The sequence below is a fragment of the Nocardia sp. NPDC055050 genome, assembly GCF_053608345.1.
In genome coordinates this window covers 6,833-28,822 of record NZ_JBSGVG010000013.1, presented here as the reverse complement: position 1 = coordinate 28,822, position 21,990 = coordinate 6,833, and the positions used below count along the sequence as shown (strand labels likewise).

24 protein-coding genes are annotated in these 21,990 nt (G+C 66.9%); 10 read left to right on the top strand and 14 right to left on the bottom strand.

What is annotated here, in order from left to right:
- Window positions 1–37: 37 nt before the first annotated feature.
- From ACWGCN_RS15875 to ACWGCN_RS15860, 4 genes are read right to left on the bottom strand one after another with little or no spacing between them, the layout of a single operon-like run.
- Complete coding sequence (locus tag ACWGCN_RS15875) at window positions 38–1,480, bottom strand: NAD-dependent succinate-semialdehyde dehydrogenase (RefSeq protein ID WP_452459415.1); 1,443 nt, start codon at window positions 1,478–1,480, stop codon at window positions 38–40.
- A complete protein-coding gene (locus tag ACWGCN_RS15870; RefSeq protein WP_387446814.1) occupies window positions 1,477–2,601 on the bottom strand; it encodes an alcohol dehydrogenase catalytic domain-containing protein in 1,125 nt (374 codons plus the stop codon). Before ACWGCN_RS15870 ends, ACWGCN_RS15875 begins: the two co-directional genes overlap by 4 nt.
- Window positions 2,601–3,728 (bottom strand): acyl-CoA dehydrogenase family protein, encoded by a 1,128-nt coding sequence (locus ACWGCN_RS15865; protein ID WP_387446812.1) that lies wholly within the window; start codon window positions 3,726–3,728, stop codon window positions 2,601–2,603. The genes ACWGCN_RS15870 and ACWGCN_RS15865 overlap by 1 nt, the downstream gene beginning before the upstream one ends.
- A gap of 9 nt (window positions 3,729–3,737) precedes the next feature.
- Complete coding sequence (locus tag ACWGCN_RS15860; protein WP_379312801.1) at window positions 3,738–4,901, bottom strand: acyl-CoA dehydrogenase family protein; 1,164 nt, start codon at window positions 4,899–4,901, stop codon at window positions 3,738–3,740.
- Window positions 4,902–4,958: 57 nt separating this feature from the next.
- Between ACWGCN_RS15860 and ACWGCN_RS15855 the strand changes: the two genes are divergently transcribed.
- Window positions 4,959–5,558, top strand: a complete 600-nt coding sequence (locus ACWGCN_RS15855) for a TetR/AcrR family transcriptional regulator (protein WP_387446808.1) — start codon at window positions 4,959–4,961, stop codon at window positions 5,556–5,558.
- Here the strand turns inward: ACWGCN_RS15855 and ACWGCN_RS15850 are convergent.
- Together ACWGCN_RS15850 and ACWGCN_RS15845 are read right to left on the bottom strand one after the other, a co-directional pair.
- The gene (locus ACWGCN_RS15850) at window positions 5,555–6,139 is read right to left on the bottom strand and encodes a QsdR family transcriptional regulator (RefSeq protein WP_379312804.1); all 585 of its coding nucleotides are present in this window, start codon (window positions 6,137–6,139) and stop codon (window positions 5,555–5,557) included. The genes ACWGCN_RS15855 and ACWGCN_RS15850 overlap by 4 nt on opposite strands.
- A 31-nt stretch (window positions 6,140–6,170) precedes the next feature.
- Window positions 6,171–6,623, bottom strand: coding sequence for a MarR family winged helix-turn-helix transcriptional regulator (locus ACWGCN_RS15845; protein WP_449960640.1), 453 nt, complete (start codon window positions 6,621–6,623; stop codon window positions 6,171–6,173).
- A gap of 62 nt (window positions 6,624–6,685) precedes the next feature.
- Between ACWGCN_RS15845 and ACWGCN_RS15840 the strand changes: the two genes are divergently transcribed.
- Window positions 6,686–7,054 (top strand): VOC family protein, encoded by a 369-nt coding sequence (locus tag ACWGCN_RS15840; protein WP_452459416.1) that lies wholly within the window; start codon window positions 6,686–6,688, stop codon window positions 7,052–7,054.
- 51 nt (window positions 7,055–7,105) lie between these two features.
- On the opposite strand, the gene ACWGCN_RS15835 is transcribed toward ACWGCN_RS15840, so the two are convergent.
- Window positions 7,106–8,323, bottom strand: coding sequence for a TerD family protein (locus tag ACWGCN_RS15835; protein WP_452459417.1), 1,218 nt, complete (start codon window positions 8,321–8,323; stop codon window positions 7,106–7,108).
- A gap of 127 nt (window positions 8,324–8,450) precedes the next feature.
- Here ACWGCN_RS15835 and ACWGCN_RS15830 point away from each other — a divergent pair, with 127 nt between their 5' ends.
- The gene (locus tag ACWGCN_RS15830; RefSeq protein WP_452459418.1) at window positions 8,451–9,248 is read left to right on the top strand and encodes an EI24 domain-containing protein; all 798 of its coding nucleotides are present in this window, start codon (window positions 8,451–8,453) and stop codon (window positions 9,246–9,248) included.
- Between the two features lie 46 nt (window positions 9,249–9,294).
- Here the strand turns inward: ACWGCN_RS15830 and ACWGCN_RS15825 are convergent, their stop codons facing one another.
- From ACWGCN_RS15825 to ACWGCN_RS15815, 3 genes are all read right to left on the bottom strand, one after another.
- Window positions 9,295–9,945, bottom strand: a complete 651-nt coding sequence (locus tag ACWGCN_RS15825) for a zinc ribbon domain-containing protein (RefSeq protein ID WP_379312808.1) — start codon at window positions 9,943–9,945, stop codon at window positions 9,295–9,297.
- 99 nt (window positions 9,946–10,044) lie between these two features.
- Window positions 10,045–10,488 (bottom strand): RDD family protein, encoded by a 444-nt coding sequence (locus ACWGCN_RS15820; RefSeq protein WP_452459419.1) that lies wholly within the window; start codon window positions 10,486–10,488, stop codon window positions 10,045–10,047.
- Window positions 10,489–10,638: 150 nt separating this feature from the next.
- Window positions 10,639–11,259, bottom strand: a complete 621-nt coding sequence (locus ACWGCN_RS15815; RefSeq protein WP_449960630.1) for an LppU/SCO3897 family protein — start codon at window positions 11,257–11,259, stop codon at window positions 10,639–10,641.
- Window positions 11,260–11,558: 299 nt separating this feature from the next.
- Here ACWGCN_RS15815 and ACWGCN_RS15810 point away from each other — a divergent pair, with 299 nt between their 5' ends.
- On the top strand, window positions 11,559–12,170 hold the full coding sequence (locus ACWGCN_RS15810; protein WP_378989612.1) for a hypothetical protein: 612 nt from the start codon (window positions 11,559–11,561) through the stop codon (window positions 12,168–12,170).
- 333 nt (window positions 12,171–12,503) lie between these two features.
- Here the strand turns inward: ACWGCN_RS15810 and ACWGCN_RS15805 are convergent, their stop codons facing one another.
- Both ACWGCN_RS15805 and ACWGCN_RS15800 read right to left on the bottom strand, forming a co-directional pair.
- Window positions 12,504–13,016 (bottom strand): hypothetical protein, encoded by a 513-nt coding sequence (locus ACWGCN_RS15805; protein WP_452459420.1) that lies wholly within the window; start codon window positions 13,014–13,016, stop codon window positions 12,504–12,506.
- Between the two features lie 191 nt (window positions 13,017–13,207).
- Window positions 13,208–13,798, bottom strand: a complete 591-nt coding sequence (locus ACWGCN_RS15800) for a hypothetical protein (RefSeq protein ID WP_449960625.1) — start codon at window positions 13,796–13,798, stop codon at window positions 13,208–13,210.
- 349 nt (window positions 13,799–14,147) lie between these two features.
- Between ACWGCN_RS15800 and ACWGCN_RS15795 the strand changes: the two genes are divergently transcribed.
- Together ACWGCN_RS15795 and ACWGCN_RS15790 are read left to right on the top strand one after the other, a co-directional pair.
- Entirely contained in the window at window positions 14,148–16,190 is a 2,043-nt protein-coding gene (locus tag ACWGCN_RS15795; protein ID WP_452529046.1) for an acyltransferase family protein, read from the top strand.
- A gap of 86 nt (window positions 16,191–16,276) precedes the next feature.
- Complete coding sequence (locus ACWGCN_RS15790; protein ID WP_452459422.1) at window positions 16,277–17,188, top strand: alpha/beta hydrolase family protein; 912 nt, start codon at window positions 16,277–16,279, stop codon at window positions 17,186–17,188.
- 44 nt (window positions 17,189–17,232) lie between these two features.
- Here the strand turns inward: ACWGCN_RS15790 and ACWGCN_RS15785 are convergent, their stop codons facing one another.
- The gene (locus ACWGCN_RS15785; protein WP_378989606.1) at window positions 17,233–18,141 is read right to left on the bottom strand and encodes a hypothetical protein; all 909 of its coding nucleotides are present in this window, start codon (window positions 18,139–18,141) and stop codon (window positions 17,233–17,235) included.
- 246 nt (window positions 18,142–18,387) lie between these two features.
- Here ACWGCN_RS15785 and ACWGCN_RS15780 point away from each other — a divergent pair, with 246 nt between their 5' ends.
- Window positions 18,388–19,047, top strand: coding sequence for a hypothetical protein (locus tag ACWGCN_RS15780; protein WP_452448537.1), 660 nt, complete (start codon window positions 18,388–18,390; stop codon window positions 19,045–19,047).
- Between the two features lie 54 nt (window positions 19,048–19,101).
- On the opposite strand, the gene ACWGCN_RS15775 is transcribed toward ACWGCN_RS15780, so the two are convergent.
- The gene (locus ACWGCN_RS15775; RefSeq protein ID WP_378989604.1) at window positions 19,102–19,668 is read right to left on the bottom strand and encodes a TetR/AcrR family transcriptional regulator; all 567 of its coding nucleotides are present in this window, start codon (window positions 19,666–19,668) and stop codon (window positions 19,102–19,104) included.
- Between the two features lie 84 nt (window positions 19,669–19,752).
- Here ACWGCN_RS15775 and ACWGCN_RS15770 point away from each other — a divergent pair, with 84 nt between their 5' ends.
- The 3 genes from ACWGCN_RS15770 to ACWGCN_RS15760 all read left to right on the top strand — a co-directional run bounded on the left by ACWGCN_RS15770 (window position 19,753) and on the right by ACWGCN_RS15760 (window position 21,909).
- Window positions 19,753–20,322: a hypothetical protein gene (locus ACWGCN_RS15770; protein WP_452459423.1), complete on the top strand. Its 570-nt coding sequence runs from the start codon at window positions 19,753–19,755 to the stop codon at window positions 20,320–20,322.
- Between the two features lie 33 nt (window positions 20,323–20,355).
- Window positions 20,356–21,153, top strand: a complete 798-nt coding sequence (locus ACWGCN_RS15765) for an SDR family NAD(P)-dependent oxidoreductase (RefSeq protein ID WP_452459424.1) — start codon at window positions 20,356–20,358, stop codon at window positions 21,151–21,153.
- Between the two features lie 258 nt (window positions 21,154–21,411).
- Window positions 21,412–21,909, top strand: a complete 498-nt coding sequence (locus tag ACWGCN_RS15760) for a DUF6764 family protein (RefSeq protein WP_378989601.1) — start codon at window positions 21,412–21,414, stop codon at window positions 21,907–21,909.
- Window positions 21,910–21,990 lie beyond the last annotated feature (81 nt).

Here is a 21,990-nt window from a genome sequence, read left to right as displayed (position 1 = left end):
CATCACACGAATTGGGTGAACCTCACAGATCGGCATGTCACCGGTCGATGGCCAGGTACTGCAGTTCCTGGTATTCCTCCAGCCCGGTGCTGCCACCCTCCCGTCCCAGTCCGGAGGACTTCATTCCGCCGAAGGGCGCGGCCGGGTCGGAGATTGCGCCGGTGTTCACGCCGACCATGCCGGTCTGCAGGCTCTCGGCGAATTCGAGGGTGTCGCCGAGGTTTTCGCCGAAGACGTACCCGGCCAGGCCAGAGTCGGTGTCGTTGGCCAGTTGCAGGGCCTCGGCCGGGTCTGTGAAGGTGCGGATCGCGGCGACGGGGCCGAATACCTCCGAATTCCAGAGCCGGGTTCGGGTGTCGACGTCTGTCAGGACCGCCGGTTGCACGAAGTAACCGGATCCTGCGGTGTCGGTTCCGACGGCGTGCAGGTGTGCGCCCTGGCTGACCGCTTCGTCGACGAGCGCGGTGATCCGCTGTACCGCCGCGTCGTCGATCACGGGTCCGATGCGGGTGGCTCGGTCGAGGCCGTCGCCCACCGGCAGCGCGGAAACGGCGGCGAGGAACCGGTCGGTGAACTCCGCTGCCCGCGATTCGTGGACCAGGAAGCGGTCGGCGGCGACACAGGTCTGGCCCGCATTGCGCAGTTTGGCGAGCACCGCGCCGCCGACGGCCTTGTCCAGGTCGGCGGACTCCAGGACGACGAAGGCAGCGTTGCCGCCGAGCTCCATCGAAACCCGCAGGACTCCTTGCGCGGCTTGGGTCAGCAGGATGCGGCCGACGGCGGTGGAGCCGGTGAAGGTGAGCTTGCGCAGCCGCCGGTCGGTGAGAATCCGCGCCGACACCAGCGGCGCGCGCGAGGTGGTGACACAGTTGACGACGCCTGATGGCACGCCTGCCTTCGCCAGGATCTGCATGAATGCCACTGCGGTGAGCGGGGTTTGGGGTGCGGGCTTGAGAACAACGGTGCAGCCCGCGGCGAGGGCGGGGGCCACCTTGCGGGTGACCATGGCCAGGGGGAAATTCCACGGTGTGATCGCGAAAACCGGGCCCACCGGCTGTGTGCGGACAGCGATGCGGCGGCCACCACTCGGTGCGCGGAAGTACGCTCCGCTGCCACGGGTGGCTTCCTCGGCGAACCAGCGCAGGAATTCGGCGCCGTAGGCGACTTCGCCGCGTGCCTCGGCGAGCGGTTTGCCCATTTCCAGGCTGATCGTGTGGGCGATGCGCTCGGTGTCGGCATGCAGCAGGTGGAACGCGCGCAGCAGGATGTCGCTGCGGTGGCGCGGATCGGTGGCCGCCCAGTCGTCCTGGGCGGCGACCGCGGCGTCCAAGGCGGCCGAGGCAGTCCGGTCGTCACCATCGGCGACGGTGGCGACCTCTTCGCCGGTGGCGGGGTTGCGCACCGGCATCGTCGCCGCGCTGTGCACCCAGTCGCCGCCGATGAACTGGGCGACCGGGAGGTCGGAAAGGGTGGATGTCATCGTGGCTCCATGTCGGGTTCGAAGACGATCACCTGACGCACCGCCGCGCCGTCGGCGAGTTGATCCATCGCCTCGTTGAGGTCGTCGAGGCCGATGCGGGCGGAGATCAGTTTCTCGACCGGTAGCCTGCCCGCCCGCCACATCTGCTCGTAGCGCGGGATATCGCGCGCCGGCACCGCGGAGCCGAGGTAGCTACCGACCACGGTGCGGGCTTCCGCGGTGAACATCAGGGGTGACAGTGTCACAGTGGCCGACGGGGCGGGCAGACCGACGGTGACGGTGGTTCCACCGGGAGCGGTGGCCAGAAAGGCGGTTTCGAACGCGGCGGGGTGACCAGCGCACTCGATCACGTAGCGCGCCCGGATCCCCTGTGCCGCAACCTGTTCGGGTGTGCAGGTTTCGGTCGCACCGAGGTCGCGGGCGGCCGCGAGCTTGGCGGGCAGACGGTCGACCGCAACGATGCGCCGCACCCCGATCGCGGAGGCGGTGAGCAACGCGGCCATGCCGACGCCGCCCAGCCCCACCACCATCAGGTCGTCCTCCGGTCCCGGGTCGGCGACATTGAGCACGGCGCCGCCCCCGGTCAGGACGGCGCACCCCAACAGTGCCGCGACCTCGGGCGGCACGTCGCGGCCGACTGCGACGACCGAGGCCTGGTCGATCACCGCGTGCGTGGCGAACCCGGAGACGCCGAGGTGATGACGCACGGGCCTGCCGGCCCTGGTCAGTCTGCCGGGGTGGTGCAGGAGCTCGCCTGCCGTGTTCGACCGGGTTCCTTCGGTGCAGGGCAGCTCACCGCCGCGGGCACACGCCGCACAGCGCTCGCACCGCGGCAGGAACGACATCACCACCCGGTCACCCACTGTCAGATCGTCGACCTGGTCGCCGAGTGCCACCACGATGCCCGCCGCCTCGTGGCCGAGCAGCATGGGCAGCGGCCGCGCCCGATTGCCGTCGACCACACTGAGATCGGAATGGCACACACCGGCCGCTTCGATCCTGACAAGTACCTCGGTGGGGCCCGGCTCGTCGAGTTCGAGGTCGTAGACCCCGATCGGGCGCGACGACGCGAACGGCCGCGGCCGGTCGGGGTGGTCGAGAACCGCGCCACGGATACGCATCAGATCTTCGCTTTCCGGTGCTCGCCCAGCGGACCGGACAGGTAGCGCAGGTGATCGTTCGTGTCGCCCAGGGTGTGTTCGATGGTGGTGAGCCGGGCGGTGTAGTGCCCGACCGGGTATTCGGCGGTCATGCCGATTCCGCCGTGCAGCTGTATGGCCTCCTGGCCGATGTGTTTGCCGGAGAGGTCGATTCGCCGTTTCGCACGGGAAGCCACCGTCGGATCGATGACGCCGTCTGCCAAGGACATCGCCGCGTACAGGTTCATGCTGCGGGCCAGTTCCAGCGCGACGTACATGTCCGCCGCCCGGTGGGTGAGAGCCTGGAAGGTGCGCAGCGCGACACCGAACTGCTTGCGGGTCTTCAGATACTCGGTGGTGAGTCGCAACGCCTCGGCCATCGCACCGACCGCTTCGGCGCCCAGTGCGGCCTGCGTCGTGATCACGGCTTCGTCGATGATCGCACCGGCGTCGAGGTCGGCGCCGAGCAACTCGGCGGGCGCACCACGGAATTCGATCTCGGCGCCACTACCTCCGTCGTAGGTGCGGTAGGCGGTGCGCACGACCGCCGTCTCCTCGGCATCGACCAGGAACAACGCGGTCTCGCCGGTGGGTACCACGGCCGAGACGATCAACCGGTCGGCCCGATCTCCCGAGGGCACAGGACTTTTGCGACCGGTCAGCGTCCACCGGTCACCGTTGGCGACGGCCAGGGTTTCCGAACGCGTGTCCGGCCAGCGGACGCCGGGCTCGGCGTGGGCGAAGGCGAACAGCTGCTCGCCGTCGACGATTCCGGGCAGCAGGGACGCACGCTGGTCTGCGGTGCCGGCCCGGCCGATCACGAGGGCGGGTAGCAGGGCGCAGTCGAAGATCGGTTCCGGCGCCAGGGTGCGGCCGATTTCCTCCAGCGCGAGCATCGTTTCGATCGGGCCGCCGCCGACGCCGCCGTCCTCGACGGACACGGTCAGCCCGAGCAGACCGACCTCGGCGAAGTCCGCCCACACCTTCGGATCCCAGCCGGGAACATCGGCGATCACCTCCGCGCGGCGTCCGGGAGTGTAATGGCGGGTCAGCACGCTGCGCACCGTGTCGCGCAGCAGGGTCTGCTCAGGGGTGAAGGTGAAATCCATGGCGGTTACTCACAGTCCGAGGATCGTCGAGGCAATGATGGTGCGCTGCACTTCGTTCGATCCTCCGTAGATGGAAGTCTTGCGGTAGTTCAGGTATCCGGCGATGGTGCGACGCGCCCAGTCGTCGGTCTCCCCCACCCGGGCGACGGCAGCGGGGCCCGCGATATCGACGAGCAGTTCGGTGACGGCCTGCTGCAGTTCGGTACCGCGCAGTTTGAGGATCGACGAGACGGGGTTGGGAGCGCCGCCACTCGAACTCGCCGCGACCCGCAGCTGCACCAGCTCGAGTGCCAGCAGTTCGTTGTCGAGATCGGCGATCCGGGCGGCGAAGGTCGCGTCGTCGAGGAGCGTGCCGGTGCCGAGCCTGGTCTGGGCGGCATATTCCTTCGCCAGCTCCAGGCGGACCTCGGTCTGCCCGACCGCGGCAATGCCGGTGCGTTCGTTGCCGAGCAGGAATTTGGCGTAGGCCCAGCCGTGGTTCTCCTGGCCGACCAGCTGATCGGCCGGGACGCGCACGTTCTCCAGGAACACCTCGTTGACTTCGAAGCCGCCGTCGATCAGCTCGATCGGCCGCACCGTCACGCCGGGGGTGTCCATGGCAAACAGCAGCATCGAGATGCCTGCCTGCTTCTTGGGCGCGGTGGGATCGGTGCGGACCAGGCAGAACATCCAGTCCGCGCTCTGCGCGGCGGTGGTCCAGGTCTTCTGCCCGTTGACCACGTAGTGATCACCGTCGCGCACCGCGACGGTGCGCAGCGAGGCCAGGTCGGAGCCGGCGTCGGGCTCGGAAAAGCCCTGGCACCACCAGATGTCGAGATTCGCCGTCGCGGGCAGGAATCGGGCCTTGAGCTCGGGCGAGCCGAACTCGGCGAGTACCGGGCCGATCATGTTCGTGTTGAAGGTGAGTGGCTCGGGCACCGAGGCGAGCTGCATTTCGTGATGCCAGATGTGGTGCTGCACGGCCGACCAGTCCCGGCCACCCCACTCGACGGGCCAGTGGGGTACGGCCAGCCCGGCGGCGTTGAGGATGCGCTGAGTGGTGACGAAGTCGTCTTTGCTCAGCTCGTGCATGTGTCGGTTCCGCCCGCGGATGTCCGCGGGAATCTCACGGCGGAAGAAGGCTCGCAGCTCGTCGCGGAAGGCGAGCTCGTCCTCGGTGAAGGCCAGTTGCATGGTCCAGTATGTTACATAGAGTTCTGCGTGTATCAAATGGAGGTAGGGACCCGGCACATGAGCACTTCCTTCGCAACGTCTCGATCCGGCAGCGTGCAGCGCGGTCGGCTCATCACCGCCGCGCGGACGACGTTCACCGCGCACGGCTATCACGGCACCACGATGGACACCGTGAGCGCCGTTGCCGACGTCACCAAACCCGTTCTCTACCGCCACTTCTCCACCAAGAGCGAGCTCTATCTCGCGGTGATCCTGGAGTATCTGGACGACGTCGCGGACAGGCTGCGCAACGCCCACGACGCGGCGACCTCAGACGTCGACCAGGTGCGGCACTGCGTGACGGTGCTCTTCGATCTCGTCGAGTCCGGCCCGCATTCCACATCGGAGCTGGTTTTCGGTGCAGGGGCCGTCGGCGACCACACCGTCGAGTCCCGAATCGCCAGGGCACTGGCGGATTTCGTCGACACGCTGGCCACTCACCTGCACCCGCACGAAAATCGGTCGCAGCGCACCCGCCTCCTCGCCGCCGGACTCATCGGCGCGACCCTGGCGGCGGCACACGAATGGCACCGCCTGCGGCAACCGATATCGCGACAGGCGGCGCTGGACACCCTTGCCGCGTGGTACTGCTCGCGCCTGCGCGACAGTGGCGACTAAGCCCGAAGCAGGGCAGCCTGGACGCGACTCAGCCGCTCCACGTCACCCTGAAATCCGGCCACCGCGTCGTTGTACAGGAACGCCTCCCACAGCCGGACCAAGGCATACGCCAGGGTGGCGCGATCGATCGGCGGCTGATAGCCCTGCTCCTCGGCGCGCTCGAGCAGACCTTCCACGATCGAGACCGCCGCCGGGTGCACCACCCCGTCGCTGCGGGTGATCACGCGCAGTGCCGACGTGGATTCCTGATCGAAGTAGGTGCGCAGCGAACCGTCTTCGACCAGCCAGTGAATGGCGCGGTCGAGGATCTCCACGAGCCGTTCCCCGCCGGTGGCGGTGCTGCGCCGTTCGGCGTAGGCGACCATGCGCTCGAGCTGGCGCGCCAAAGCGGCCCCGAGCAGCCCGTCCCGGGAACCGAACCACCGGTAGATACTGGTGCGGCCCAGACCGAGTTGGGCGGCAATGGCATTCGCGTCGACTCGATGACCCGCCAGGAAGACCTGCACGGCAGCGTCCAGCACGTCGTCACGGCTCGCCGCGGCCGGGCGGCCGGGAGCTCGGGTTCCTTCGGTGCGTGCCACGCCGACAGCATAGAGCGCGCCGGGGAACGGACTATGCGCCGTCGCTGTCCTCGCGCAGAGAACCGATCATGCTCCGCAGGATCCGGAACGCGCCCGACTGCTCGGCCTCGGTCATGCCGGCCAGCATTCTGACCTCGACGGACCGGACCGCCACGGTGGCCTGCTCGAGACTCCGTCGTCCGCGAGGTGTGAGCCGCGTGGGAAGAACCTTCCCGACGGGCGCCGCCGCGGGCCTGGTCACATAGCCGTCTCGTTCCAGGGTCTGGAGCAGCACGTTCATCGTCTGCCGGGTGACGAACGCGCCCCGCGCGAGCTCGGAGTTCGACAAGCCCGGTCGCTGAGCCAGCAGCTCGAGGCAGGAGTAGTGCGTCACGCTCATCCCGAGCGGGCGCAGCACTTCCTCCATGGCGATGCGAAGCGCGCTCGACGCCTCTTTCAGCAGGTAGCCCAGTGACGTCCCCAGATCTACTCCGTCTTGACTCATGTCAGTATTCTGACATAGATTGGTTCGTGTCAGGATACTGACACGACTAGAAGGAGTTCATCATGCCCGCCACCGGCCCCGACTTCCTCTCGCTGCAAACACGCGACCTCGACGCTTCCCAGGCGTTCTACGAGCAGTACCTCGGCCTCGTCCGCTCACCGAACGGTCCTCCGCACGCCGTCGTCTTCGAGACGAAACCGATCGCGTTCGCCCTGCGCGACATCGTTCCCGGCACCGATCTCGCCGCCGTTTTCCAGCCCGGCATCGGTGTCGCGATCTGGCTCCACACCACAGATGTCCAGGCCGTTCACGATGCTCTCGCCGCCGACGGTCACACCATCGTCGCCGCACCGATCGACGGCCCCTTCGGCCGAACCTTCACCTTCGCCGACCCCGACGGCTATCACGTCACTCTCCACGACCGCACGTGACGGCCGGCCGATCACCGGCTCCCGCGGCCCTTGTCGACCCCGGCAGCTAGGTCATCCTCGTGTGACGAATCGCCCGAGCAGGGGCACCGCCTCACCGGGATGCTTGGCATCGAAGCCCTCGCCGAGGGCTTGCAGCTGCCAGTCTCCTTCGCCGCGAAAGACCTTCGCCATGGCCATCGCGGTGCACCGCATCCCACCGGTCAGCGAGTATCGGGCCAGTTCGGTGTCGGTCGTGTTGTCCACCAAGCGACAGAAGGCGTTGACGACCTTCTCGAAAGTATGTCCCTGGTACGAGGTCACGATGAACAGCAACGTGGTGACGTGAGCCGGGGCGCGGGTCAGATCGACCAGGATCACCTCGTCGTCGCCCTCCCCCTCACCGGTGAGGTTGTCACCCTGGTGCCGGATCGAGCCGTCTTTGGACACGAGCTGCCCGTAATAGGCGACGTCGACCAGATTTCGGTCGGCGAACATCGCCACCCAGGCGTCGAGGTCGATCTCGATCGCACGGCGCCCGAACAGCCCGCCGCGCCGGATCGGATCCCAGCCCAACCCCATCCGAATGAAGGTCAACGCGACGCCACCGTCTTTGCGCAGCGTGACCCGCTGCCCTTTCGCCAGGCTGACGGGTCGATTCTTCGACAGCCTGACCTCACCGGCGGCGACCGGTGGCGTCGCGCGCGGCGGTGGCGGGTGACCGGCAGTCGCTGGAAGCGGCGGCGGACAGCTCGGGACTGGTGTGGCGGGGTGGGCCGGCGGCGGAGGGTCATCGACCGTGACGCCGTGGTCGGTGACCAAGGCGGCGAATCCACCGGCGTATCCCTGTCCGACCGCGCGAACCTTCCAACTGCCCTGGCGACGGTAGAACTCGACCGCGATCACGATGGACTCGGTCGTCAACCCGTCGATCCGGTACTCGTGCAACCGAATGCCGGATGCGTCTGCCACGAACACCGACGGGGCCGCAATCCGTCCGAACGTGGCACGCGTGTCGTCGAGGGTGATCACCACCCGGATCTGGGCGACATCGGCCGGGACCTGATCCAGCGAAACCGTCAACCCTGACGGTCGCCCCGACGAGGTCGGCTGTAGACGAACGCCGGGCCCTGTCGGCTGGTTGTAGAAGACGAAGTCCGCGTCCGAGCGAACCTTGCCCGCGTCGGTGACCAGTAGCGCCGACAGGTCCGCGGCCGCATCGATCTGCACCGCGACCACGACATCGTGGACGGTCAGCGGGCTGTTCTGCCCTTTCGACAGACTCGTCGACACCGTTGCGCCTCTCACCCCCGAGGAATGCTTGGTTCCACTGTACGAGAAATCATTTCGTACCAGGGCGTGAAAGCTCAACGCCCACAACACCGCAGAGGGGTCGATCGATCGCGGATAGGCTACGGCCATGCATGAACTGGGGACAGGGTTCGGTTACTTGTGGAGCGGGCAGCGGTGGGTCGCGAGCCACGGTCGCTGGTTCGGCTTCGGGCTGTTGCCCGGCCTGGTCACGTTGATCCTCTACATCGCGGTGTTCACCGCAGCGGCGTTCGGTGTCGGGGACTTCACCGCATGGATGTCGCCGTTCGCCGACGACTGGAACTCGCCGTGGCGTGGGCTGTTTCGTGGGTTGCTGGGCGTGGTGTTGTTCGGGTTCGGGGCCCTGGTCGCGGTCGTGGCGTTCACCGCGATCACCTTGGTGATCGGGCAGCCGTTCTACGAGCGACTGTCCGAGCAGGTCGACAGGTCGGAGTCGGCGGACGGCACCGCACCGGAATCGGGCAACGGGTTCGGGCGGGATCTGTGGATATCGACCCGCGACAGTGTTCGCCTGCTGATCAGAGTGCTGGTCTGGGCCGTGCTGTTGTTCGTTCTCGGGTTCATCCCCGTCCTCGGCCAAACCGTCGTTCCGGTGATCGGGATCGGCGTGACCGCCTTCTTCCTCGCGCAAGAACTCACCGCGGTGGCATGGCAGCGTCGCGGCGTCGAACTGCGCGAACAACTGTCCGTCTTGCGCGGACGACGCATGCTCGCCTGGGGCTTCGGTGTTCCGCTCGCCCTTGTCTTCCTGATCCCGTTCGTGGCCGTGCTGCTGATGCCCGGCGCCGTCGCGGGTGCGACGCTGCTGGTGCGCAGCCTCGGCGAGGAGAACCGACCGGACGGTAAACCACTGGTCAGCGAAGCGATGACGACACCGCCCCGATAACCGAGGGCGCTCATGCCGATGTCGTGAGCGCCCCCGATCGCCGCGCCTATCTGGCGCGACCGCAGTTCGAGCAGAACAGCGCGCCTGGACCTACAGGGGAACCGCAACCTTGGCAATCGATGCGGATGTCGAGTGCGCTGCCACAGGATGGACAGAACCGGCCGCCGTCGGTGGTCGCGGCGCAGGTGGGGCAGGCGACGCGCGCGGGAGTACCGAGGTCGTGTTGTCCCGCCCACTCCTGACGCTGAGCCGCCTGGTGGATCTGCGCGCCGCGGGCGGCTGCCTGCGCTTGCGCGATCTGGTGCCCCACCTGCGGCGAGCAGTTGGTGCACTGTCCGACATGGTCGTTCCAGCAGATCCGCGCACACGTCCACGAACCACAGCCCGCACACAGACGGAACTCGCGCGCTACCTCGTCGACAGCCTTGGCGAACGCAGCGTCCTTGGTGCTCGACGCGGAGCCGCCCCAACTGTTGGAGTAGCTGTCCGCGGCCGAAGATACTTTGTGGAGGAGAGGGATTCGGTCCCCGAGCAGATCACGCATCGAGCGCAGCACACCGCGACCCCGAGACAGGTAGTTCTGCTGGAACGCTGACCGGTGGACGGTGGTGCAGCGTTCGCAACGGAACTCCCACTGGAAACCGTTGTCGTTGGACTGGTCGGAACAGTTGCTGGTGAAGACCACCGGTACGGCCATGTGTGTTCGGTTCCTCTTCCGGCGCAGGAGTTTCGGCGTTCGCCGATTCCTTATCGCCGGGGGCCGCGAAGAACGCAACACAACCGCACCACGGCCGGATCAGCCCTTGACCACCTGGGTGCCACCCGCGAACTTGTCGTGCCAGCCCTGTTTGCTCGGGCTCGAACTCACCGTCACCGCGATGCCGATGGCCGCGACGAACCACAGCAGCCCGCCCAGCCAGGGAATCAGGTTCAGCAGCATGTAGGCGTTGCGTTTGGCCGATTCGACGAGATCGGGCTTGACCGCTCCGCCCGCGCCGTTCACATGCAGACCGAGCAGCTTCTTGCCCGGGGTCGATCCGGTCGCCACTTCGAAGACGACGAAGTACAGGAACCCGAATCCGGCGCCGGGCAGGATCGCGATCCAGCTGGGGAGGTCGGTGACTCGCTCGAGGATCCAGAACAGCACGGCGCCGACGATTCCGGCGATGATCCAGTCGATGAACCTGGCCCCTGCCCGACGTCCGATTCCAGCGGGAGTGATGCCGACTGCGTTGGTCATGGTTCCTCCTCGAATACACCAGTCACGGTGGTACACCGAGGATCTCACACACAGCGAATGGCCAGGAGCCGGTCAGTCGGATCGAGGCCACATCGAGTGCGGAGACGACCGCCGCGACCATCGGCACGGCTGACTGACGATCCCGGCGCGTCAGCGGGTGCTGACGCACACCACGTAGCGGCGCTGGTCGTAGACGACACCGCGGTCGCCGATCGTGCAGACGTTCACATCCGTGGTGTCATGCCGGATCTCGAGGACGCGGACCCGACCGGGGATGTCGGCGGCGCAGTCCACGTGCCTCGCCGCGTCCCCCGCCATGTCGAGGCACTCCCCGACGGTCCAGTCGATGTCCAGGCAGAGGGTTTGGTCCACACCGCCGGGCAGTGTCCGAGGTTGGGCGCGGTCGACGTCGCCCGGGCAGTGCCCGCCCACCGACGCCAATTCCGTCACCTTGTAGCGGGAGTTGATGTCGCCGCACGAGACCTGGCGAATATCGTCCGGACTCGCATTCAAATCCACACAATCGCCGGCACGCAGTTCCACCCAGGGAATCCGCGTCGCGGATTTGGTCAAAGTCGACACGACGCTGCCAGAAACATCGGTAATAGTTCCCAGCGGTTGAGTCGCCGAAACCTCGCTCGGCAAAGTTTTTTCAGCGGAGGCATTCTCAGGCCCGTCGGGCTCCTCGGCTGCGAACCCCACCACGACCGAAAGCGCCAGGTAGAACGCACCTGCCAGGGCAAACACCGCCCCTATGGACACGCCGAGCATGGCTAGGTTTCTTCGACGTGCCATCTGTGTTGTCCTACTCATCCGTTGGACATCCCCGACCGACGTCCCACTCGCCTGACAGTTCTTACACGGCACACACGAACGTGTCGAATTGTGAATCTGCGTCTTTTAACAATGCTAAACACTGGTCCACCGCCCAATTCGACGCGGTTCACCGACAGCCGGAAAAGGATGCTATTGTCTGCCCGATCTCACTGGCGGACAACACGGTTCGTGCCCCGAGCAGCGGCACGCCGTTTTGCCGCGCAAACTTTCGTGATGCGTAAAGGAATTCCCTGATGAAACTCGGTTACTTCCCTGCTGCCACGCTCCTGGTCGGCGCCGCCGTCTGGATCACCGCGGGGACCGCCGCCGCGCAGCCGGTCGCACCGCCGCGCCCTGAGGTCACCACAGCCGGGGTCGACCAGTCCGTGCACTACGAGGCCACCCTCACCGAGTTCTCCCGGGTGCTGACCACCACCGTCGCCGGTGGCACGTTCACCACCACCGACGACAACACCGCGGTCACCCTCGTCGCCGACTCCGGCGCCGTCGTCACCCGTATCCCGCTCACCTACCAGATCTCCGGCAAGGAGATGCGGGTAGCGCAAACGATCTCCGACAACGGCCATCACCTCGTCCTCGCCCCGCAGGCGAGCGCCACCGGAATCGGCGAGATGCAGGCCATCAGCCCCATGTCCCAGCTGACCAACGAGATCAACCGCAACGTGGTCGGCGTCGTCGCGGGCGGCATCCTCGGCGGCCTCATCGGCACGGTCCTCGGCTTCGGCTTCCTCAGCATCATCACCGGCCCCGTCGGCCTGGTCCTGGGCGCCATCGCCGGCGGCTACGCCATGGGCGGCCAGCCCTTCCTCGACGCCGTCACCGCCGCCGTCAGCGGCCAGCCCTGATCTACCGACGCTCCCGGCCGCGGTATCCCGCGGCCGGGCGTTCCGATCAGCCGAGTCGTTGTGGTCAGGTACCCGGTCAACGGATAGCCGGGTACTGACCAGAGCGCCAATCGGACAGGCGTAGACGGATCGCGTCGACCATCGGGAGCGCGTCGGTGTCCGCACAGGTGACTTACCTACGCCACCGTGCTGGAGAGCGACCCAAACGGGTGGCGGACCCGGGTACTGGACGCCGTGCGTTGGTCTTTGGCTTGTTCCGGGATTGGGTACACACAGCCGTGTCGTTTGTCGCCAACCCGAACGGGCTGCCGTTCACGCACAGAGGCTCACAGATCAAGGGTGAGTCGAGGGAAAGTCGATAGCAACTACGCATTCACCGTTGTAACCGTCGAGGTCGTCGGCCAGCCAGCTTTCATCGGGCCGGATCTTGTGAAACCGGAACGTACCGTTGGTTTCGTCGGTCGCGATGATGCATCGCAGCGGAATCGACGCGTCTAGTTCACCAGCCAGTCGCCCGACCTCCCGCGCCAGTGCGATCCCCTGCCGAAGCAGGGTTCGCTGCGCGTCGACGCTGACGATCGGCCCTTCGGCGTACGTAGCCTCAACGGGCACAAAGTCTTCGAGATGGAAGCTGGTATGAGTACATTCCCAGCCGGTCAGATCGACGGCCTGCCCCGGCGCGTTGTCAGCGTGCGCGGGAACCGGACCCCAGCACACCACCTCGCCGCGGCATTCGATCCCACCGTCCACCCTCTTCCGCAGACCGGCCGCCAAGCCCTCCTCTGGGTCCAGGCCGCCGAATCCGCCCCGAACACCGAGCACCCTCGTCGCTCGGTCGTTCATCATCACCGTAAGCACAACCAAAGCTATCGCTCTGACCGACGCCGACGGCACGCCGCCGAACGTAGTGCTGGACGGTAACCCGTCGCACGAAGCCAGCGACGTTCCGAGTCGACTCAACAAGATCGGTAGACCACCGCTGCGCGGAGATGACGCTGTGGCCGAACTCGCGCGCCGACTGGCAGTTCGGCCGGACATCAGCTCTCGAACTGGCCCCGGATGTGCGCGAATTCGCGCGTCGCGTCAGCTAGTGAGGCGCCCACCCAGACGATCTTGCCGAAACTGTTGTCGGCCACCCACGAGCACAGGGCCGTCGCGCCCTGAACGGTTTCGGCAGTGGCGCACTGGGCGATACCGCCCAACGGGCCCGCGTCGACCCTCGTCACGTCTCGGGGCGTGGTGCCGAGCGTGTCGGTCAACAGCCGGTCGAGGTTGGTCTCGGGGTTCTTCAAAGACGCGGCCACCACATGGACCATCAGCTCGGGCTGCTCGCTGGAGGCGCCGTAAGCGGCGACCACCGAGTCGACGTCCGCACCGTAGGTGCTCTTGACAGTCGCGGCCTCGCGCTGAATTTCGGGACCGGCGAGGCGCGGAAGACCCTGCAGGGCATCGGGTTCGGTCAACCGTACCGAATCGCTCTCGATACCGAACAGCGGTTTCAGGTACTGGAGGCCACCGCCGGCCAACGTCAACCCGATCACCGCGCCGACCGCGCTCGCGATGACGATCCACCGATTCCGGCGGACCCAGGAGTGTTGATCGGGTGTCGTTCGGTCGGTGGTGTCCATGGACGTCCCTTCATGACGACGGCACCCAGACCATAACTGCCCGAGTGGAATTCAGATCATGTTTACCGAACCACTATCCGTTCGGCGACCTACCGCCACCACGATCGCCGCGAATATCGACGCCCGATGGCATGGCCCCCGGCTCAAAGCGAGCGCCGGCGAATGGACCTGGCGGTTTCGTCCGTGGTAGGAGAGTTGTCATGTCCTCGTCATCGTCCGTTCTCCGGAGAACCGGCTCGCCTGTACCCGATGTGAGCTCCGCGGGGCGGTGTCAGGGGCTGTGACCGATGTTGACGCCGATTCGACCGAGCAGACTCGTCTCAGCACGGCAACGCGAACCAAGCGTGAGTTGGAGTACCGCTTCGATCTGGACGGGTTGCGGGGTCTCGCGATCGCGTTGGTCGTCGTCTTTCATGTGTGGTTCGGTCGTGTTTCCGGGGGTGTAGACGTCTTCCTGGTGCTTTCGGGGTTCTTCTTCACGGGCTTGCTGCTGCGCCGAGCGGAGTCGCCGGAGCCGTTCTGGGCTTGGTCGGTCGTGCGCCGCACTCTGCGGCGGCTCGTCCCGGCCATGACGGTCGTGCTGGCGGCGGTCGTCGTCGCGACGGTGGTGTTGCTGCCGTATACACAATGGTCGACGGCGGCGGCGCAGGTTCTGTCCTCGCTGTTCTACTACCAGAACTGGCAGCTCGCCCTGACCTGGTCGGACTACCTGGCCGCCGATCCTTCGGTCAGTCCGCTGCAACATCTGTGGTCGATGTCGGTGCAGGGGCAGTTCTATCTGGCCGCACTGCTGACGGTCGCGGCTGTCGCCTGGTTGTGCGCGCGGCTCTCACGACCTGGTCGGATTCGCGCGACCATCGGCGCTGTCGTGGTCGCGGTGTCGGTGGCCTCGTTCGTCTACGCGGCCTACGGCGTCGCCACGAACCAGGGGTGGAACTACTACGACAGCTTCGCCCGTGGGTGGGAGTTGCTGGTCGGCGCCGGGCTCGCCGTCGTCGCGCCGACGCTCATGTTGTGGCGGCAGGTGCGCGTCGCGCTGTCGGTGTTCGGTGTTCTCGGTGTCGTGCTGTGCGGGTGGCTCATCATCGACGGCGCCAACCGGTTCCCCGGCCCCGCGGCCCTGCTCCCTGTCTGCGCGACGGCTGCGGTGATCCTCTCGGTGACCCAGCTGCGGTTCGCCGACTGGCCGTTGCCGAACCGGCTACTGGCGCATCCGGCCATGCGGTGGCTCGGCGATATCGCCTATCCCATGTACCTGTGGCACTGGCCGATCCTGATCTTCTTCCTCACCGAACGCGGGAACACCCACGCCGGTCTCGTGGGCGGCACCGGGGTGATCGGGCTGTCTGTTGTGCTGGCCTGGATGACACACCGCTGGATCGAACAGCCACTGCGGCAGCGCACTTCACCAGCCGACAGCAACGATGCCGGGGACGCACGATCGCGGCACCTCGCCGCGTCCGCGGTCGCGGTGTTGCTGGCGGCGACCATCACCGTCACCGCCGGTTGGCAGTTCGCAGTGGTCCAGGTCAAGCCACCGGTCGCGGCCGGGGAGCTCGACCCGGCACTGTACCCGGGTGCGGAGGCGCTGGCCTCCGGCGCTGCGACACCCGACGAGCCGATGCGACCCACCGTCTTCGCCGCGCCCACCGAAGTCCCCCCGCCCACGGCGGACGGATGTATCGCGGACTGGGACACCCGCGACGTCGTCACCTGTACCTATGGCGACCCGGATGCTGATCGAACACTGGCACTGGTCGGGAGCTCCCATGCCGAACACTGGCTGCCCGCGCTCCAGGTGCTCGCCACCGAACACTCGTTCCGCATCCAGGTGTACTTGAAGATGGGCTGCCCGCTCACGCTCGCCGACGACGCCACCTACAAGGGCGAGCCCATCCCGGACTGCCGGGACTGGTCGGCCGAAGTGATCGACCGCCTCGATGCCGACCGCCCCGACTGGGTGTTCACCACCGGTACCCGGCCCCGCGACGAGGGCGGCGACGAGACGCCCGCCGACTATCTCCACGTCTGGGCGGCACTGTCGGACCGCGGTCTCAACGTGGTCGCCATCCGCGACACCCCCTGGCTGCGCCGCGGAACCGTCCGATACAAGGCCACCGATTGCTTGGCAGGCGGCGGGAACCGAACCAGCTGCGGCATGCGCCGCGAGGACGCGCTCGACCCGGTCAACCCAGGACTGGAACCGGCCTCGGCGTTTCCCAGCGTCTTCCCGATCGACCTGACGGACGCAGTCTGCGAACCCACGCTCTGCGCGGTAGCCGAAGGCAACATCCTGATCTATCACGACGAACACCACCTGACCGCGAGCTACTCCCGATCCCTGGCCGGACCACTCGGACGGGAGCTGCAACCGATACTCGGGTGGTGGTGAGGAACGCCGCTGGATCCAACCGCCTCATCTCGTCGTTCACCGACAGCGGGAACGATACGGAGCAGATATCGAGAGGAGATCTACCAATGGCACACGGAGGCAAGCGTCGCATTGCCGGTCTCGGTGTGCTCGCGGTGGTCATCCTCGCCCTGGGATATCGCGCCACGGATCTGTCGGTACCGGCCGAGACGATCGCTGTGGAAGCATCGGCGATTCCGCCATCCCCGATGCGCATCAACTACGGAAACTCACCGGAGACATTCGGCGACCTCTATCTGCCACCGGCATCGAACACGCGACTGCCCGTGGTGGTGCTGATCCACGGCGGCGGATGGGCGCAGAACCGGACCCTCGCGCAACTCGACGCCCATGCCCGTGCGCTGGCAGGCGACGGCGTCGCCGTGTGGAACATCGAGTATCGCCGAGTGAACGGCGGCGGCGGATGGCCGGTCACACTCACCGATGTCGACGACGCCGTCGACGCGCTGGCACACATCGTCGCACCACGCCTCGGTAACCTGCTCGACCTACAGCGGGTTCACCTCGCCGGGCACTCGGCCGGCGGCCACCTCGCCGCCTGGACCGCCGGACACCGATCGGCCGAACCACCGAGACATCCCGCGATTCGCATCCGCAGTCTCACCCTCATGGCGGCGGTACTCGACTTGGATCTGGCCGTCACCGAGAGCCAGGATTCGTTCGTCCCGAAGCTCCTCGGCGGTACGCCGGCGGAGGTACCCGACCGCTACCGCAACGCCTCCCCCATTCACCGCCTCCCGGCGAACGAGACTCGTATCACCGCATTACACGGCGAGAACGACCGAGTTGTGGCGCCGCTACAAAGCCACCGCTACGTCGAAGCTGTCACTCGCGCCGGCGGCTTCGCCGACCTACGAATCCTGCGCGGTACCGGACACGGTGAATTCGCCGACGCCGAGTCGGCTGCATGGAACACAGCGCGCGACACCATCATCGGCTACGTCGGCACCATCAACTGACGCTCCGCTCGCACGATCGCCGGCACACCGTGGTGCTGACCACGTCACTCGAAGTAGACCGCATAGTCGCCGAAAGGGACCTGGCCGGTCGGGCTCGCTGTGATGGCGTCGGCGACCTGCGGGGGTATGGGAGCCCAGTAGGCCGGCATCTCGGCCGCCAGGGCCGGGTTCAAGATGTAGATCAGCGCGAAGTTCACAATCCACAGCGGCGGGGCCATCGACATGCCGACCTCGGAGCTCACGCCCCCCTTGGTGTTGGTCACCAGCTGCGCTGCGCCCGAAATCTGTTGTGCCGCGAAGCCGTAGGCAGCTTGCACCGTGTAGGCCGACCGGTAGAGCGCGACCAGAGTGCGCAACGCGCCGTTGTCGCGCAACCACGTTCCGACGTAACCGCCGGGCGCGAGCAAGGTGTTCACCTGCCTGGTCGGCGCGTCCACGTTGGCCGGGCTCTCCAACAGCCCACCGGGGTTCACGTACAGTCCGTAGCTGGCCAGCACCGAGGGCGTGCGCTGCCCGTTGACCTCGGAATAGAGAGGGCGGCCGACCGTATTGGTGAGGATCTCGACGCAGGCGACGATCACCTCGGCCGCCTCGCGGCTGCCGCCGACGCCGCCGCCGGTGCTGAGGTCACGATATTGCTGCTCGGTCAGCGCGTCGGCTCTGTCGAGACCCACCTGACCGGCGATCGTGTCGGCCAATGCCTGACCGAGCGGCTGGTTGAGCTGCTCCGGGCTCGTCATCAGCGGTGGTGCGACGTGTTCGTAGGCGGGCGCACCGGCGAAGGGGATCGCGAATCCGGTGTCGGAGGTGTTTGCCATGGGTTGCCCTGAGACGGTCTGGGTAGCCGTCAAGGAGAGCAGGCACGCACCGATCAGTGCCAGAACCGAGATGACTCCGCGGCGGGCGGACGATCCGCGCCGATGCCCCGGGCTCGCTATCCGCGTGTTACCCATAGTCGACCTCTCAGAGCACTGTCGTAGGAGGTGGAACCCATTTCCAAGTCAGTCAAAGCCGTGTCCGGCGCCCCTGTCAAGCCCCGCGCCGCGCCGCGAAGGACGCGCGCACGTCCCCCTGATCGGATCGACGGACCAGCTCACTCACTCGCGGAAATATGCCATTGCCGATAAATTGCCGTTGAGACTCCTGGTGCTCGTTCGCTGCACCCCTCCGCGGAAGTTGAACATCGGTACTGTGCGTGTATGAAGCAGGAGCCGTCCGGTTACGAACTCTCGTTGGCGCGCATCGCTCCTGTGCGGCGCTGGGACGATCGGGACAGGGCGCTGCACAGCAATTCCCCGATTGTCGACCGCTCGACTGCGGCATTTCGAGAGGCCTACTACGCCGAGGACTCCCGGCGTGCGCGGCGAGCCCACGAGGAATTCGATGCGCGGAGTTGGGAATTCGTCATCGATCCGGCGATCGACGAGTGGGCGCAAGCATGGGTTGTCGGCGCACCGGCGGCGTTGCAGCTACGCCAGTCGACGTTTCCGGACTGGGCCGACCTGCTCGGTTTCCGCACCCCCGACTTCGAGATCGAATCGGCACTGGAAGCACTGATCAACCGTGCGGCGGCCAGCGGTCTGGTGCGCTCTCCCCACCCGGGCGTTCTCGCTACGGCCTACTCCAGTCGTCATCCGTACACCGAACTCACCGACGGAGTGGGCTATGGCTTCTATCCGGCGGACACCGAAGAACTGATCGTCCACGGGTCGGCCGCAGTGCGATACGAAGACTTCGACAGCAGGCCTGAACACGGTCCGGGTGCCGTCGTTGCCGCGATCCGATTGGTGATGGATACCTTCCAACAGCCTCGTCCTGGGCATATGCAGCCTGGGAGATTTTGGCAGCCTCCAGGTTGAGCAGGTCGGGGGGCACAAGATCCGTTCGTAACACCCGATCTCGACGACAGCGGGTCAGCTTGTCCCGGTTCGGCTGGGGGCGGCGGTGAGGCTGTGGACGAGCAGGTCGATGACGGCTCGCTTGCCCGCGTCGTCGCGCTGATGGGTGAGGAGGCCTTCGATGACGAAGGTCCCGATGGCGGTCATGGCGGCGAGGTCGGCCTCGGCGGCGCCTGCCCTGCGGAGGTCGTCGGCGAACAGGGCGTCAGCCAGCTGGTGGAACCCGGCGTGCCAGGTGCCGATGGCGGGAGAGGCCGGGGCGCGGGTGTGCACGGTGTTGACGAGCCCGTGTAGCCGTTCCAGCTGGTCGACCACCCACAGCAGCCGGTCGTTGAGCGGCAGGCCGTCGACCGACGCATAGGTCGCGAGCGCTTCGGCCAGGAGGCGATCCAGGACGGCGATGAGCAGCTCGTCCTTGTCCCGGAAGTACCAGTAGACCGTATTGACGGTGACTCCTGCGCTCTTGGCGATCTGCCCCATGGGCGCCGACTCGTAGCCGTCGTCGATGAACAGGCGCTGCGCGGCAGCGATGATCTCCGCGCGCTTCTCCTCGCGATCCTGCGGGCGTCGATTCCTGGGCACCCCATCACTTTATCTTGAATGGTCCTCAAGAACGCGCTACCTTCTTGAGGACCATTCAAGAAGTCGAGAGAAGTGGAGTTCCCTGTGGGCACCGAAGCCGTGACCGCGGAGCTGCGCCGCCTGAACACCAGCGGCCTGCTTGCCCTGTTCACCACCCTCGAAGCCCCCACGATCAGCGAGATCGACGGTGAATACACCGCCGCCCTGCTGGCGCAGCCGAACCTGTTCGCCGTGGCGACCGGAAAGGTGGCCGTGGCCAACCCGCTCGGTCCATGGCTGTGCAAGGCATTCCAGCCCGTCGACGAGAACAGCGGGCGCGGCTACAACACTTTCAGCGAGTTCGGCCGGGTCCGGCAGCGCTACCCGATGCGCACACTGTTGGCGCCGTCCCGCTACGACGGCGCTGCGGCCTACACGCTCATCTATCGCGCCTACACCTCGACGTGCGGGTCGCTCCATATGGTGGACGAGGTGCGGCGTGCCGCGCCCGGCGTCTACCTGGGCATCGGCACCTGGGGATTCACCGACGCTCAGCGGCGCGTACCCCGCCCCTTCCTGCTGACCGGTCCGGTCGGCTCCTACCGCGGCGACATCGGCAAAGCCCGCCATGACTTCACACCCGGTCCTCGCGAGCTGCCCGGCCCACCCGCCTGAACACCGCCCACCCCCATCCGAAACGAAGGACCCATGACCACGTCCCCCCGCACCGCCCTGATCACCGGCGCGTCCGCCGGCATCGGCGCGGCGTTTGCCCACCACCTGGCCGCCAGCGGCTACCAGCTGCTGCTCGTCGCCCGCCGCGCCGACCGGCTACAGGAGCTCGCCACGCAGCTGACCGAACGTCACGCGGTGCGCTGCGAGGTGTTCGCCGTCGATCTCACCGACCCCGCCGCACCCGCCGCGATCCTCGACTACGCCGCCCAGCAGGGCTTGGACGTCGACGTCCTGATCAACAACGCGGGTCTGTCGGGCAAGACCGCGTTCGCCGACACCCCATGGGACGCCCTGGCCGCGGAGATCCAGCTGATGGTGACCGCCCCGACCGAACTCGCTCACCTGGTCATCCCCGGCATGAAGGAGCGCCGCTGGGGCCGGATCATCAACCTGTCCTCGGTCGCGGCGTTCGCCCCGCCCGGCGCCGGCCTGCTCTACACCGGCATCAAGTCCTATGTCCTCAACACTTCGCAAGCCCTCGACATGGAACTCAAGCCCCACGGCATCCATGTCACCGCGCTGTGCCCCGGCTTCACCCGCACCGAATTCCACGACGTCATGGGCACTCGCGACGCAGCCGACCAGCTACCCCGAATCCTCTGGCAGCAGCCCGAAGCTGTCGTCACCGAAGGCTGGGCCGCGGTGATGAAAGGCAAACCCGTGTGCATCCCGGGCATCGTCAACAAGATTTCCGCCGTCGCCATGAAGCCCCTGCCCATCCGACTGGGCTACCTCGCCGGAAAGACCCTCAACCCCTTCAAGAACGGCTGAGCCCTCGCTCGCTCGTCGTGTTCAGCGGCGGCGTGGCCGCCCGGCCGATCTCGGAGCCCACCTGTACGGGCACCTCCACGCTGCCGCAGCCTGCTCAACGGTCTCGCCCGTCCTGCGAACGTAAAAGTAGCCGAGTGCATCGAATTTGCATCATTAGGTGCGTAAGCTGAAGGTTGTCCAACTCAGATTTCAGCTCGACCGGGCAGCCTCGCGGGTTGCCGGGTACGAGCGACACGATCGAGAGCGAGGGTGACCCCGATGTTCAGCTTCACTGCTAGGCGCGCCGCGGCCCTATTGGTAGGTGCGGGTGCGGTTTCACTGTCGGCTCTGGTCGGCGGCCCGACAGCGAATGCCGCGCCGGTCGCGGCCTGTCCGGCCCCCGGCGCTACCACGGCCCAGGCGGGCGAGGAGGGTGCGTCCTGCGCCGCGGAAAGCGAGGCCATGGGGGCGGCCGCGGCATACGGACTCGACGGCAACGCCGACGCCGACGCCGCCCCCACCAGCCTGTCGCTCGCGATCGCGGCGAACGGCGGCGAGGCCGCCTCGGCATCGCAGTATCTGTCCGGACCGGCCGCGATCGCGGTGGGGCCGGGTGCACTGGCGGTTGTCACCGGCGTGCGGCCAGGACTGTCCATCGGCATTGCCGGACCCGGAGCCACGGTGACTGTCACCGGGACCTCGACACCCACCTGTGCGGGCGGGCCCGGATTCGCAGGTGACTTCCAGACCCTGCAGGGATGCGTGTCGATGGGCTGACGCCCCGATCCGGCAAGACCCTACAACGATCTTGCATTCCACCTGGCCGACGGCGAGCTCGCCCGACCCTCGATGCGGAGG